General features: G+C 54.7%; 10 protein-coding genes. 7 read left to right on the top strand and 3 right to left on the bottom strand.

What is annotated here, in order from left to right:
• The first annotated feature begins 62 nt into the window (after positions 1 to 62).
• The 3 genes from trpD (at position 63) to VPK24_RS13540 (ending at position 5,083) form a co-directional block, all read left to right on the top strand.
• Positions 63 to 1,127, top strand: coding sequence for an anthranilate phosphoribosyltransferase (gene trpD, locus VPK24_RS13550; RefSeq protein ID WP_393014108.1), 1,065 nt, complete (start codon positions 63 to 65; stop codon positions 1,125 to 1,127).
• Positions 1,128 to 1,784: 657 nt separating this feature from the next.
• A complete protein-coding gene (locus tag VPK24_RS13545) occupies positions 1,785 to 3,707 on the top strand; it encodes a glycoside hydrolase family 9 protein (protein ID WP_393014208.1) in 1,923 nt (640 codons plus the stop codon).
• 83 nt (positions 3,708 to 3,790) lie between these two features.
• Positions 3,791 to 5,083 (top strand): lipopolysaccharide biosynthesis protein, encoded by a 1,293-nt coding sequence (locus tag VPK24_RS13540; RefSeq protein ID WP_393014106.1) that lies wholly within the window; start codon positions 3,791 to 3,793, stop codon positions 5,081 to 5,083.
• Positions 5,084 to 5,209: 126 nt separating this feature from the next.
• Here VPK24_RS13540 and VPK24_RS13535 read toward each other — a convergent pair whose 3' ends face one another.
• Positions 5,210 to 6,496 carry a M16 family metallopeptidase gene (locus VPK24_RS13535; protein WP_393014104.1) on the bottom strand — a complete coding sequence of 429 codons (1,287 nt, stop codon included), beginning with the start codon at positions 6,494 to 6,496 and terminating at the stop codon, positions 5,210 to 5,212.
• A gap of 424 nt (positions 6,497 to 6,920) precedes the next feature.
• Between VPK24_RS13535 and VPK24_RS13530 the strand changes: the two genes are divergently transcribed.
• Positions 6,921 to 8,603, top strand: a complete 1,683-nt coding sequence (locus VPK24_RS13530; protein WP_393014102.1) for a GTPase family protein — start codon at positions 6,921 to 6,923, stop codon at positions 8,601 to 8,603.
• A gap of 113 nt (positions 8,604 to 8,716) precedes the next feature.
• Positions 8,717 to 9,526, top strand: a complete 810-nt coding sequence (locus VPK24_RS13525) for a DUF362 domain-containing protein (protein ID WP_393014100.1) — start codon at positions 8,717 to 8,719, stop codon at positions 9,524 to 9,526.
• On the opposite strand, the gene VPK24_RS13520 is transcribed toward VPK24_RS13525, so the two are convergent.
• Positions 9,523 to 9,969, bottom strand: coding sequence for a DUF6636 domain-containing protein (locus VPK24_RS13520; RefSeq protein WP_190355205.1), 447 nt, complete (start codon positions 9,967 to 9,969; stop codon positions 9,523 to 9,525). The genes VPK24_RS13525 and VPK24_RS13520 overlap by 4 nt on opposite strands.
• A gap of 175 nt (positions 9,970 to 10,144) precedes the next feature.
• Between VPK24_RS13520 and VPK24_RS13515 the strand changes: the two genes are divergently transcribed.
• Positions 10,145 to 10,531, top strand: a complete 387-nt coding sequence (locus VPK24_RS13515) for a hypothetical protein (protein WP_393014098.1) — start codon at positions 10,145 to 10,147, stop codon at positions 10,529 to 10,531.
• 64 nt (positions 10,532 to 10,595) lie between these two features.
• On the top strand, positions 10,596 to 10,889 hold the full coding sequence (locus VPK24_RS13510) for a DUF3288 family protein (RefSeq protein ID WP_099534356.1): 294 nt from the start codon (positions 10,596 to 10,598) through the stop codon (positions 10,887 to 10,889).
• 361 nt (positions 10,890 to 11,250) lie between these two features.
• Here the strand turns inward: VPK24_RS13510 and VPK24_RS13505 are convergent, their stop codons facing one another.
• Positions 11,251 to 11,955, bottom strand: coding sequence for a phycobilisome rod-core linker polypeptide (locus tag VPK24_RS13505; RefSeq protein WP_393014096.1), 705 nt, complete (start codon positions 11,953 to 11,955; stop codon positions 11,251 to 11,253).
• Positions 11,956 to 12,304 lie beyond the last annotated feature (349 nt).

The raw sequence follows: 12,304 nt of genomic DNA, 5'->3' as shown, positions 1-12,304 counted from the left end.
TTGAGCGCGGATAGTATTCTAGCACTGGACTTTCTCGCGCGATCGCCCCTGGAGCTTCGGTTATGACTGCCGCCGCCACGACCTTTGATGGGCCCACCCTGTTGAAGCAACTGCTCGATCGAGCCTCCCTGTCCCAAGCTCAGGCCGCCCAACTGATGCAAGCTTGGTTGGATAATGGGCTGGCTCCGGCCCTATCGGGCGCAATTTTGGCTGCTCTCCAGGCCAAGGGGGTAACGGCCGATGAACTGGCTGGGATGGCCCAGGTTTTGCTGAGCCAATCGGTGAGCGTGATGGGCGATCCGCTGCCCAGCCCCTCGATCGACACTTGCGGCACGGGTGGCGACGGGGCTTCCACCTTCAACATTTCCACGGCCGTCGCCTTTGTGGCCGCCGCCGCTGGGGTCACGGTGGTGAAGCATGGGAACCGGGCCGCTTCCAGCAAGTCGGGATCCGCCGATGTGCTTGAGGCGCTGGGAATTCGCCTCGGCGCAGATCCTGCCCAAATCCAAGCGGCGGCACACCAGGTGGGGATCACATTTCTGTTTGCGCCCGGTTGGCATCCGGCCATGAAGGCCGTCGCGCCCATTCGCCAAGCCCTGAAGGTGCGCACCGTGTTTAACCTGTTGGGGCCCCTGGTGAATCCCCTGCGGCCCACGGGCCAGGTGATCGGTACTTTCAAAAGCGATTTGATTGAGGTGATGGCCGGGGCCCTGAATCGGCTGGGCACTCAGCGGGCGATCGTCCTCCATGGGCGCGAAGGTTTAGATGAAGGGGGGTTGGCCGATGTGACCGATCTGGCTGTTTTAGCCGATGGGGCGATCGCCCGCTTTGAGTTGGATCCGGTGGCGGCCGGTTGTGCAGCCGCGCCCACGGCCGCCTTGGTGGGTGGTGATCCCAGCGAAAATGCCGAAATTCTGCGGCAAGTGCTTCAGGGTCAAGGCTCGATCGCCCAGCGGGATGCCGTGGCCCTCAATGCTTCCCTGGCCCTCCAAGTTGCCGGGGCGATCGCTGAGCCGATCGGGTCGCCGGAAGCCTGTGCTGTTGGTGTGGCTCGGGCCAAGGAAATCCTGGCGAGCGGGGCCGCCTGGGAAAAACTGGTGGCGCTACGAGAATTCCTAAAAGCCTAAAGCTGCCGAGGATCAGGGGGCGATCGGGCGGGATCAGGGCTGATTTTGGGCGGTTCTTTCTCCTTCCCGATCGCAGCCCGTTGGCATTATTGCCAAATTTCCAGAAAGTTTGTACAAAAAACGATGCAAATCTGGAAACTTAATTTATGAAGATTCGGTTAAAGACCGCTCTCAAAAAAAGATCAATCTAAAGACTATCCCCCTTCAGAGTTTGGATGCTTTTTTCATTAGTATGATAAGAATACTAGGCCAGTCATGGCAACATTGCGCTCAACCTACTTTAAAGTTGAAAATTTGGGAATTAACAAGCACCATCTCAAGGTATCAACCCATTTGATTGGCTGAAAGCAACCATTCATTGGTTCAATCGTGATCAGCTTTGAAGTTAATTCCAATTCTGTTCCCTGCTTATGTTGTTTGATTTGATACAAGCCAAAAATATCAAGCAAACTTTTCAGTAAAATTTTTCAATATTACTTTACCCAAATATTTAAATAATCTGTTGATATTGAATAACTCTAATCATTTTCTTAAGTAGTTAATCTCATTTTTCTTGAAATGATGATCTGAGATAACTGCCTAGAGTTCTGATCTCAATTGCTTTACTTAGCAATCAAATTTGGCTAATAGCACCTGTCCCAAGGAGAAAGGTTTGTGATGCAACGTTGGAAGTGGGTTTGGTTGGGTGGAGCGTTGCTGGCGGGGCTAGGGATTATGGATTTCGGGTCTCAATCCTTAGCGAATCGATCGCTGTTCCAATACACTATGCAGGCTTGGGCATTACTGCCATTCAACGGGGGAACTGGGGGTGGTAATGAACCCATTCCTCGAATTTTGGTGGATCAGTTTGGCTATCGACCTCAGGATCCCAAAGTGGCGGTGATTGCTTCTCCGCAGCGGGGTGAAAATGCCAACCGAGCCTTCACGCCGGGATCGGTTTATGAAGTCCGAAATACCTCGACTAATGCAGTGGTTTTTTCGGGTGCTCTTACCCCTTGGAATGGGGGCCAAATCCACGGTCAATCGGGCGATCGGGCCTGGCATTTTGATTTTTCGACCGTGAAACAATCGGGAACCTATGTGGTGGTCGATCGAGAACGGGGCGAGCGATCATTTCCCTTTCAAATTCAGGCCAATGTTTACCAAAAAAACTTGGTGACCGCCACGCGTGTGTTTTATTACCAGCGGGCGGGTTTTAACAAAACGGGTTCTGTGGCTGGGAAGTGGCAAGATGCGGCAGCTTTTTTGGGCCCCAATCAGGATTCCCAGGCTCGATCGGTCAGTGCCAAGGATGACCCCGCCACGGCCCGCGACCTGCGAGGGGGATGGTTTGATGCAGGTGATACGAACAAATACAGCACCTTTGCGGGCCCCGTGGTGAATCAACTGCTGACGGCCTACGAAGAAAACCCCCGAGCCTTCACCGATCGGTTCAACATTCCCGAATCGGGCAACGGTATCCCCGACCTCATCGATGAGATTAAGTGGGAGGTGGATTGGCTGAAGCGAATGCAGGAAGCCGATGGCGGCGTGTTGATCAAGGTGGGCGTGTTGGATCACAATGCGGCCGATCGCCCCAGCCAAGATCGTCGCCCCCGATATTACGGGCCCAAATGCTCTTCCTCCACGATCGCCACGGCGGCCGCCTTTGCCCATGCGGCCCGAGTCTATCGGCAGTTTCCCGCCCTGCAAGGGGAGTCCCGAGATTTGGAACAGCGGGCCATTCGGGCTTGGAACTGGTTCCAGCAAAATCCCCTCAAGACCGATTGCGACACCCAGGAAATTAAAGCCGGGGATGCCGATCGCCCCGTGCCCGAGCAACAGGGCAACGCTGCCGCCGCCGCTGTTCACCTGTTTGCCCTCACCGGCAACCCCGACTACAGCACCCAACTTGCAAAATATCTCACCGCTTCCCAGCCTTGGAACGACAACGTTTGGGGTCGGTATCGGGCCCACGAAGGCGATGCACTGCTGCTCTACACCCGCTTGCCCAACGCAGATGCCACCTTGGTCAAGCAAATTCGCGATCGATTCGTGGACATGGTGCGCACCCAAACCCAGGCCTACGGCTTGCGTATGGATCTGGATCCCTATCGAGTGTCTCTGCCCGATGAGCAATATCACTGGGGCAGCAACCAAGTCCAGGCCAATTATGGCAACAGCAACCGGGACGCAATTCGCTATGGCGCAGTGCCCGATCGCAACGCCAGCCTACAAGCCCGGGCCATGGCCCACTTGCACTACCTCCATGGCGTGAATCCCTTGGGGTTTGTGTACCTGACCAACATGGGCAGTCTGGGAGCCGAGCGATCGATCACCAGCATGTATCACGAATGGTTGGGGCGCGGTGTGTATGAGCGCGTTGCCCCCGGTAAGCCGGGCCCGGCTCCCGGATATTTGGTGGGCGGGCCCAACCGCGACTACACCGGCAACCAAGAATCCGTGAAGCAACAGCCGATTCAAAAGCGCTATCTCGACTCACCCACCGGCTGGCCGGTGAATAGTTGGGAACTTACGGAACCAGCCATTTACTATCAAGCGGCCTACGTTCGTTTGCTGGCCAGTATTACCAGTCCGTAATCTTTTTCAGAAGTTTTGTGGGGCGACGGTGTTAGTTTGGGTGCAATTTTCCACTCCTTTCCACTCTTCACTCACTAGCTCCTATGCCCAACCTTCGAGGAGTCCTGCAACACCTGCGCACCACTCTGGGGAAATCCTCAGTGCAAGACAACCTCTGGATGATTGCCGCCAGGGTAATTAGCGTGGCGATCCAGGCGCTGTACTTCATCTTTGTGGCGCGGTTTTTGGGATCCAAAGAGTATGGCGAACTGATCGGGGTGTTGTCTTTGGTGGCAATGCTTTCACCTTTCATTGGGGTTGGTTATGCCCATTTGTTGATGCGGACGGTTTCGCGCGATCGCAGCAGCTTCCGCACCGAGTGGGGCAAGTCCCTATTCGTTTGGGGCTGGTCTTCCCTGCTGGGCATTGGGTTGGTGATGTTGCTGGCGAGTCGAATTTGGGGCAGCCAAGTTTCCCCCTGGTTGGTGCTGTGGATGGCCCTGGGGGACTATTGGGGCGTTTGTCTGCTGGAATTTAGCAGCTCGGCGTTTTTATCGGTGGGGGTGGCGGCTCGCCCAGCCCAGCTCAAGGTGGCTTTCAGCGCCGTGAAGCTTTTGGCGGTGGGGGCCCTGTGGTTGGTTCCCGACTGGCGATCGGCAGAAACTTGGTCGATTTTTTACTGCATTGCGTCAGTGTTGCCGGCCTTTGCGGCCTTCGTGTTGGCCAGTCGGCAGGCGGGCTGGCCCCTTTGGCCCAAACCAAATTGCGATTGGGAATTGGGCCAAGGGTTTTACTTTTCCATTGCTGGTTCCGCTGAAACCATTAATGCCAATGCCGATAAAACCCTGCTCTCCAGTTTGGTGAATGAAGAGGCTGCCGGGATCTATGGGGCGGGCTATCGGTTTGTGGATGTGGGCTACCAGCCGATCTTGGCCATTGGCGCGGCGAATTATGCTCGCTTTTTCCAGGCGGGCACTAATGGCATTGACGGCAGTATTCAATTTGCTAAGCGCCTGTTTCCGCTGATCGTGGGTTACGGGGTGCTGGGGGGATTGGGGATGTTTTTCTGTGCCCCGGTGGTGGAGTGGATTTTGGGGTCGGAATATCGCGAGGCGATCGGGGTGTTGCGTTGGTTCGCCCCCGTGCATTTGATTTTGGGAATGCAGTATTTGGCGGCCGATTGCCTCACCTCTTCGGGTCACCAGGGGCAACGGAGCTTAATTCAAGTCACCGCTGCCATGTTGAATGTGGTGCTGAACCTAATCTTGATTCCGTCCTATTCTTGGGCAGGGGCCATTTGGGCGACGCTGGCTTCGGAAACGTTCAAGATGGTGGGATTGTGGGGAGCGGCGGCCTTTTTCTGGCGGCGCGAGTTGGCCATGAAAGCCAAGGGTTAATCCAAGGGTTAATCAACGGTTAGGAGTTGGTTGCTGTGCAAGCCGATTGATTTTCGGACTTGCCCAGCATTCATCGTGGTGGGCGCAAGGGACTGAAACCCCTTGTCTTGGTCGATCGATCCCACTCTAGGACGGAACCAAAGTAACCATGGCATAGCGATCGGGGGAAAGATATTTTTGCGCCACCCGTTGCACGTCTTCGGGGCCCACGGCCTGGATCCGATCAGGATAAACCGTTGCTTCTGGCAATTGATCCAACAGGCCGTAGTAGCCATAGAGGCTGGCGAGTTGGTTGGGGGTTTCCGTGGCGAAAATATAGTCGCTGCACAGGAGACGCTGGGCCCGCTTCAGCTCGATCGGGTTAATGGGGTGATCGCGCAGCAGGGCCAGATGATCACAAATGCAGGCCTCCACCACGCCCACATCTCGCACATCTAGCCAAGCGCCGATCGTGAGTAAGCTGGCATCCCGTTGGGCGCTGGCTTCGCAGTCGATCGCCAAAACCCATTGCCGGTCTTCGCGCAAATCGCTGACCAAACGCGAGGTGCGCCCGATGCCGAGGACAGTGGCCAGCACTTCCAGAGCATAGGTATCTTCAATGTTCTGCAAGCTGGGCCCCGTCCAGGCCATCATCACCCGAGCCTGTTCAAGATAGGGCCGATGCAGTTCTTGGCGATGGACGGCTGCAATCGGCGGAGTTTGCCCGATCGGCTGGGGAGGACAGGCTTGGGGCTGACCAAAGGCCGCAAAGGCCGATTCCATCAAGTGACGGGCGCGATCGGGCGGCAATCCTCCCACCAGGGCCACCACCAGATTTTCCGGTTGGTAGTGACAGGCATGGAACCGCCGCATCTCAGCGGGCGATCGCTTCATCAAGGATTCTTCACTGCCCAAGACCGATCGCCCATAGGCATGGTCGGGATAGACCCGCGACAGCAGCATCTGAAATCCCACCCAATCGGGGCTGTCATAGGCCTGGCGGATTTCTTCGAGCACCACCGATCGCTCCAGCTCAAATTCCTGGTCGGGAATCGTCGCATTCAGCAACAACTCCGCCAAGTGGGGCAGGGTGGCTTCCGCATGTTCTACCGCCGTGGTCACGAAATAATGGGCATAATCGTGACTGGTGGCGGCGTTGGTGGCTCCGCCACGACTCTCGATCGCCCGGTCAAATTCCCCGGGGCCCAACCGGTCAGTACCCTTAAAAATCATGTGTTCTAGGAAGTGCGCCATCCCATCCCAGGCGATCGGTTCAGCCACAGCCCCCGCCTTCACCCACACATCCATGGTCACCACCGGGCTAACGGGCACATAGTGATAAACCACCCGCAAACCATTGGCCAATTGCCACAGCTCCGGCTGTTGACGGTTGGGGCGAGGAGCTTGCTCAGTTCTCCAAGGACTCTGTACCATCCGATCGCCACTCCTAAAACACAACTGGGATCCGCCATCGTAGCCAGCACCTTTTATCAGGAACCGATCGATTCGCTACAAAATCCCAGTTCTGTAGTTTGACGGGCGATCGCTGTCCCAGACCAGGGCTGAATGCTCACCTGTCATCACCCGTAACCAATGCCATTGAATGATAGGAGCGGTGTAGGAATTGCAGACAATCTTCAGGCGCTAGACCTGTTCTAACCGATTGCGGCCGCGATTTTGAGAGATTGAATCCTTGGTTTAAAGTTATGCTTTGGATTATTGAGATTTGAGTGCATTCATTAAATTTCAAGCGAAAATTCCCAGTCAAACTTTAAGGAAATTCAAATTTCACTCGATCTTCGTCCAAGACCTGTTCAAGACCCGTTTCAGACAGCAACCACCGCTAACTATTGCTGATATGCCGGATTTTGATTCCCCCGCTCCTGAACCAACAGAAATAAAAGCCTCAGGGGCCGATCGCCAGGCTGATGGGCCCTCGTCGGGGGCGATCGAGCCGCCGGAAGTCATGCCGCCGGACATGATTCCAGAAGGCACAACGGGCCAGGATGCGGAGCCGTCTCCAGAGCCGATCGGGGAGTCGCCCCGCGAGCCACAGCGCCCGGGGTTGTGGACCAATGCTTGGCAATCGGCGAAGGATCGGCTGACGGGCTTGAGTTTGCCGAATTTACCCAGTTTGCCAAACCTGCCCAACTTACCGACGGAATTACCCAATTTGCCTCGTAATTGGTCGGTTAATTTGCCGAATTTACCTAATCTGCCGAACTTGCCAAATTTGCCAAAAAATTTGCCGAATCTACCAAAGAATTTGCCGGATCTATCTGCCGCCCTAGGTCATCTCAAACCCGGCGAAACCCTGGCCCAGGGGGTGCAATCCCTGACCCAATGGTTTAGCGTCAGTGACGATCGGGTGGCGGCGGTGTTGGCGGAAGTGCGGGCCCAACTGCCCACCACGGAAGTGCCCCTGTTGGGAAAACCCCAGGCGGGCAAAAGTTCGATCGTCCGAGGGCTAACGGGAGTTTCGGCAGAAATTGTGGGCCAAGGCTTTCGGCCCCATACTCAACACACGGCACGCTATGCCTATCCCTCCGATGAGTTGCCGTTGCTGATTTTCACGGACACGGTGGGTTTGGGGGATGCGGAACGGGACAGCCAGGCGATCGCCCAAGCCCTGCTGACGGATTTTGACGAAGATCCCGATCGGGCCAGGATTTTGATCCTCACGGTGAAGATCAACGACTTTGCCACCGAAACCCTGCGGCAAGTGGTCGCCACCCTGCGCCAACGCTATCCCGCCGTGCCTTGCTTGTTGGCGGTCACCTGTTTGCATGAGGTTTATCCACCAACGATTGAAGATCACCCGGCGGATCCTCTGAGCTTGGAGGCGGTGGCCCGGCCCTTTGCGGCGTTGCAGGAAGCCTTTGCGGGCCTGTTCGATCGCGCTGTGCTGTTGGATTTCACCCGCGAGGAGGATGACTATCACCCCACTTTTTATGGTTTGGAAGCCTTGCGCGATGCCCTGGCGGATTTGCTGCCGGAAGCCGAAGCCCGCACCATCCATCAATTGTTGGATTCGGTTTTGGACGGGGAGCCGGGCCGTCAAATCAGCAACCTCTATCGGGATGTGGGGCGGCGCTATGTGTTGGCCTTTGCGGCGGCAGCGGCGGCAGTTGAGGCCGTGCCCTTGCCCTTTGCATCCATGCCGGTGCTGACGGCGCTGCAAGTTTCCATGGTTGGCCTGTTGGGACAGCTCTATGGGCAAAAACTCACTCGATCGCAAGTGGGGGGCATCATCAGCACGATCGCGGGCGGATTTTTGGCCCAGGCGATCGGGCGGGAGTTGGTGAAATTTGTCCCCGGTTTTGGCAGTGCGATCGCCGCTTCCTGGGCGGCGGCCTATACCCTGGCCTTGGGAGAGGGAGCCTGTGTCTATTTCGGAGACTTGATGGGCGGCCGCAAACCGGATCCCGATCGAATCCAGGCCGCCATGAAAGCCACGTTTGATCGGGCCTTCGATCGTTCCCGCCTTGATCCGCCCGATCCGGAACCCACCGACGCACCCAACCCACCACCAGCTCCCTAGGGTCGATCGCCCTTTGCTGGTTAATTGCGAGTTTATGATTCTTGCGGATTGTCCGGGCCGGCAAGTCACCTAGCCCAACGATTCCATCACGATTGCTTCGTCCCCCTTTCTCCATGACTGCCACCCTTTCCCCCGCCATCCCGCCCACGGCCGTTGTGGCCAGCGAGGCTTGGAGCTATCAACCCCCTGCCGAGGCGATCGGGGCACAGCGAATTTTGGTGAAACCCAATTTGGGCTATCCCGTGGGGCCGCCGGTCACCGTGGGCGATCGAGTCTTGGCCACTGTTTTGCAAACCTTGCGATCGGTTGCTCCCCAAGCGGAAATCTTGATTGTGGAAGGCGTGTGCTCGCCGGTTTCCCTTTCGGAAATTGCCCAGCGGCGCGGTCTGCATCGGTTATTGGATCAGGGCATGGCCCTGGTTGATGCGGACAGCCTGCCCTTGGCGGAATACGAGAATCGATCGCCCTTGCCCGTGCGCTTTCGTTCCATGTGGGCCCCGGCCCTGTTGCGGGAGGTGGACTGTCGAATCTCGATCGGGGCCCTCAAACGCACCCATTTGAAAGAGGCTCCCCTCATTTCCGCCTCCCTTAAAAATCTCTACGGTCTCTTTCCGCGCGATCGCTACAAAGCACGCAGCCCCCACTCCCGTGGCCAGCTCCATCGCCCCTCTGTGCCGCAGGTTTTGCAGGATGTTTATTTCTGCATTGGCCACCTGTTTAACGGGGCGGTGGTGGATGGCACGGTCAAATATTTCAGCCCCGACTATCGACCCGATCGAGGGCAAACTCTGCCGCTCGATCGGATCTTTTTTGGCAGTGATTTAATTGCAGTCGATCGGCTCGCTTGCCAAACCGGCCAAGAACCGATGCCCGATTATTTGGCCGCCATCGATCGACTCAGAACCCAAATGGATGTTTCCTAGATTTTCCGCCAGCGTTCTCGACTCAAGAACATGCCCCGACCATTCCGAGCGCGACAGGTTAAGCCGGTGGTTTTGGCTTCGCAACGAAATCCATTTCGCTCCCAAACCTGGTTGTAATTCAATCGAGGATATGGGCCCGCGATCGTGTCTCCCACACAAAGCACCTCGGTCTGGCCGTTGGCATTCAGTAAAATTTCGTGCCCCCAATCCAAATTACAATCGGCGGGCTGCGGGGGCAGTGGCCGCAACCCCGACTGCACATGGCAGCGCAAATAGCCCTGGCCGCCATCCATCCAAGAGCCACAGATAATGTTACCGCTGGGTAACACAAACCCTTGAATCCCGGAATCAGCCTGCATAGGATGAACCTGAACCGTGCCCCAACTGAGGCCAGCCACCGCCGCCGGAATTAACCATCGAGAAAGTCGCGAAAGAGAATCCATCAGTTTCTACAGTTCCTAAGGCCTTTTGCCCTGTTCTCATCGCGAGCCAAGTAACAGCCCTTGAGCCGTTCTGCCGCAACATCACTTGATGCTAGCTGATGGTGAACAACGAGGAAATGTATATCACGCTACAAACCGGGTATAATACCGAGCACCATGAGTGACCCCAAGCCCTATGTTTACTGATCTGCTGCCATTGTCTCTGCATGTGGATGCAGCCCTTTTGGCAAGTTCAGGCCTGTGGTCACTCGCTCTTTATTTGGCGTTGCCGGCCGTGAGCGATCGGCTGATGGATCTCTTGATTCGCTGGTTTGACTTTGCCGAGCGATCGCTCTATTTTTCCACGGAAGAATTTGAGAAAACTCGGCCCGTTCGCGAATCTCAAAACGCTTTTTATGCCTCCATTTTCAGCATCATTCCCTTTCTTGGGTTTGGCTTTTTGGTGCATCTATTTTTATCCCAGGCGATCGGGACATTGGCCACATTGGGGCTATCAGGCTTAGCGAGCGCTACGGCCGGCGTTTGGGAAACGGTAAAGCCCAAAAATAGTAACCAAAAATAAGAGAAAAGTAAGGAAAAAGCAGAGAGAAAGGCAAGCTGAAAGTAAATAAACAGTAAAAAAGTAATTGAATATGAAACAGCAAGATCAACAACACCCGCAAGAAATGGTCGATCGCAACCTGGTGCAAGCCATTTTGACCAGCGATCCCACCGATTTTTATGTTTGTGAATTAGCCAGGTTAAGAATTCGCTATCGCAACTTTCCGGGAGCCAGACAAATTCAAGCCGACCTGGACAAAGCCCTCAGCCGCTGGGGTTTTGATGAGGAATCGCTCTATCAAAAAACCCGCGAACTGCACGCCCAAGGCAATATTTATCAGGTCAACAGCCGTCGTCGTGATGAAGAAGATTGGAGTTAAAACCTCATCAATTGGGCTATCAATACAAGGAGGTCTGAAAAGCCTAAATTGCCCCCTTGTGCGGGTCTAACCAACCAACAAAGACAAGGGGCTTAAGCCCCTTGCTCCAACGACGATTTGTGCTTGACCTACGTTAAAAAATACCTTTCAGATATCCTCTACTTCAGTCTTGATTGGTAATTGCGATCTGAAAATCTAAAAATGCGATTTGAAAATCTAAAAAACTACCTCGGGAGAGCACGGAAAACTCCCGAAGCAGCATCTGGGTCGTCTGGCTTTGCTCACAGAATCCTAGGCTGCATTGAGCCGAGTTGATCTGTAAGGGAAGGCTTGATCTACATCCCCAAAAAAGGGAAACGGCTTAGGCCGCGCTGCTTCCGATCGTCACAGAGAACAGCAACAACGCCGCAATCAAGAGCGACATGCCCGCCAACAGACCGATCGCCGTGGGCCAATCGGCCTGGCGCATAAAGGTTTCCCAATTGAACAAAGCAAACTGCATATCCATGGGTTTCGGCAAGCGATCGCGATAATCTTCGCCATAGCGAGCCGTGTGCGCAAAGGTCACTGCACCGCTCGATCGCTGAGGCAAAATCCGTCGCCGTTGATAGGGAACCGTGTCCCGTCCAAAGTGGGTTTGATATTCCTCGCTATTGAGCAATGAGTCAATGAACCCATTCAAACCTTTGGTGGCCAAAACGATCGACCAAGACAGTTTTTCCCGATCGTTATAAACCTCACGACCCAAAATTCGCTGCACACACATCTGCACAAAGCGATAATTATTATTGGTGTCGTAATTGCGCGTGCGAAACACTTCGGAAGTGGCCAGGCCGCGAATGAAGTCTTGCACCGAAATTTGACCGCAACGCAGTTGAGACTCCAGCGCCAAAAGACGGCTGCTGGCCGTTAGCTGTTGCTCATTAAAAATTTGCCGATAGGCCGCGTGAATCACCTCATCAATCTCATTGGTGATGAGACGCAAACCACCTTGATTTGCAACTTCAAAACCATCCACTCGCTGGTTTTGAGAAGTCAGGGGGTAATCCAGAAGGGGAAGTGCCATAAACCAATCACTCTTTCAGTTTCAATTCCGGATTTATAGAAGCTCGGTGGCTCCTGATTGGAAGCCAAAGCCGAAGCCAAAGCTGAAGCCAAATTTTTGGAATCTGCTCAGTTTTGCTGAAGAACTGCTCTGGAAATTGGAATCAAAAGATTGTTCAGTCCAGAGCAGATTGGCACTAGCAGGGAAGGAGATTTTAAAGAAGGCAACTGAATAGATTAATCCATCAAATTGCCAACAATGTTGAACAACATTCTTCTGAGGTTTAAACCACAACCTGCTTCAGCATAGGTTAGGGCATGAGTAATTAAGCTTAGTCATTTGAGAAAAGTAGGATTCCGCAATTCTTCTC

Source organism: Limnothrix redekei LRLZ20PSL1 (genome assembly GCF_043235035.1).
Taxonomy (GTDB): domain Bacteria; phylum Cyanobacteriota; class Cyanobacteriia; order CACIAM-69d; family CACIAM-69d; genus CACIAM-69d.
The sequence above is the reverse complement of the archived record's forward strand: the minus strand, read 5'-3'. Positions and strand labels throughout refer to the sequence as shown.

What these genes read in the sequence shown, in the direction of transcription:
- trpD (WP_393014108.1), top strand. Translation starts at nt 63, where the DNA reads ATGACTGCCGCCGCCACGACCTTTGATGGGCCCACCCTGTTGAAGCAA.
- VPK24_RS13545 (WP_393014208.1), top strand. Translation starts at nt 1,785, where the DNA reads ATGCAACGTTGGAAGTGGGTTTGGTTGGGTGGAGCGTTGCTGGCGGGG.
- VPK24_RS13540 (WP_393014106.1), top strand. Translation starts at nt 3,791, where the DNA reads ATGCCCAACCTTCGAGGAGTCCTGCAACACCTGCGCACCACTCTGGGG.
- VPK24_RS13535 (WP_393014104.1), bottom strand. Translation starts at nt 6,496, where the DNA reads ATGGTACAGAGTCCTTGGAGAACTGAGCAAGCTCCTCGCCCCAACCGT.
- VPK24_RS13530 (WP_393014102.1), top strand. Translation starts at nt 6,921, where the DNA reads ATGCCGGATTTTGATTCCCCCGCTCCTGAACCAACAGAAATAAAAGCC.
- VPK24_RS13525 (WP_393014100.1), top strand. Translation starts at nt 8,717, where the DNA reads ATGACTGCCACCCTTTCCCCCGCCATCCCGCCCACGGCCGTTGTGGCC.
- VPK24_RS13520 (WP_190355205.1), bottom strand. Translation starts at nt 9,969, where the DNA reads ATGGATTCTCTTTCGCGACTTTCTCGATGGTTAATTCCGGCGGCGGTG.
- VPK24_RS13515 (WP_393014098.1), top strand. Translation starts at nt 10,145, where the DNA reads ATGTTTACTGATCTGCTGCCATTGTCTCTGCATGTGGATGCAGCCCTT.
- VPK24_RS13505 (WP_393014096.1), bottom strand. Translation starts at nt 11,955, where the DNA reads ATGGCACTTCCCCTTCTGGATTACCCCCTGACTTCTCAAAACCAGCGA.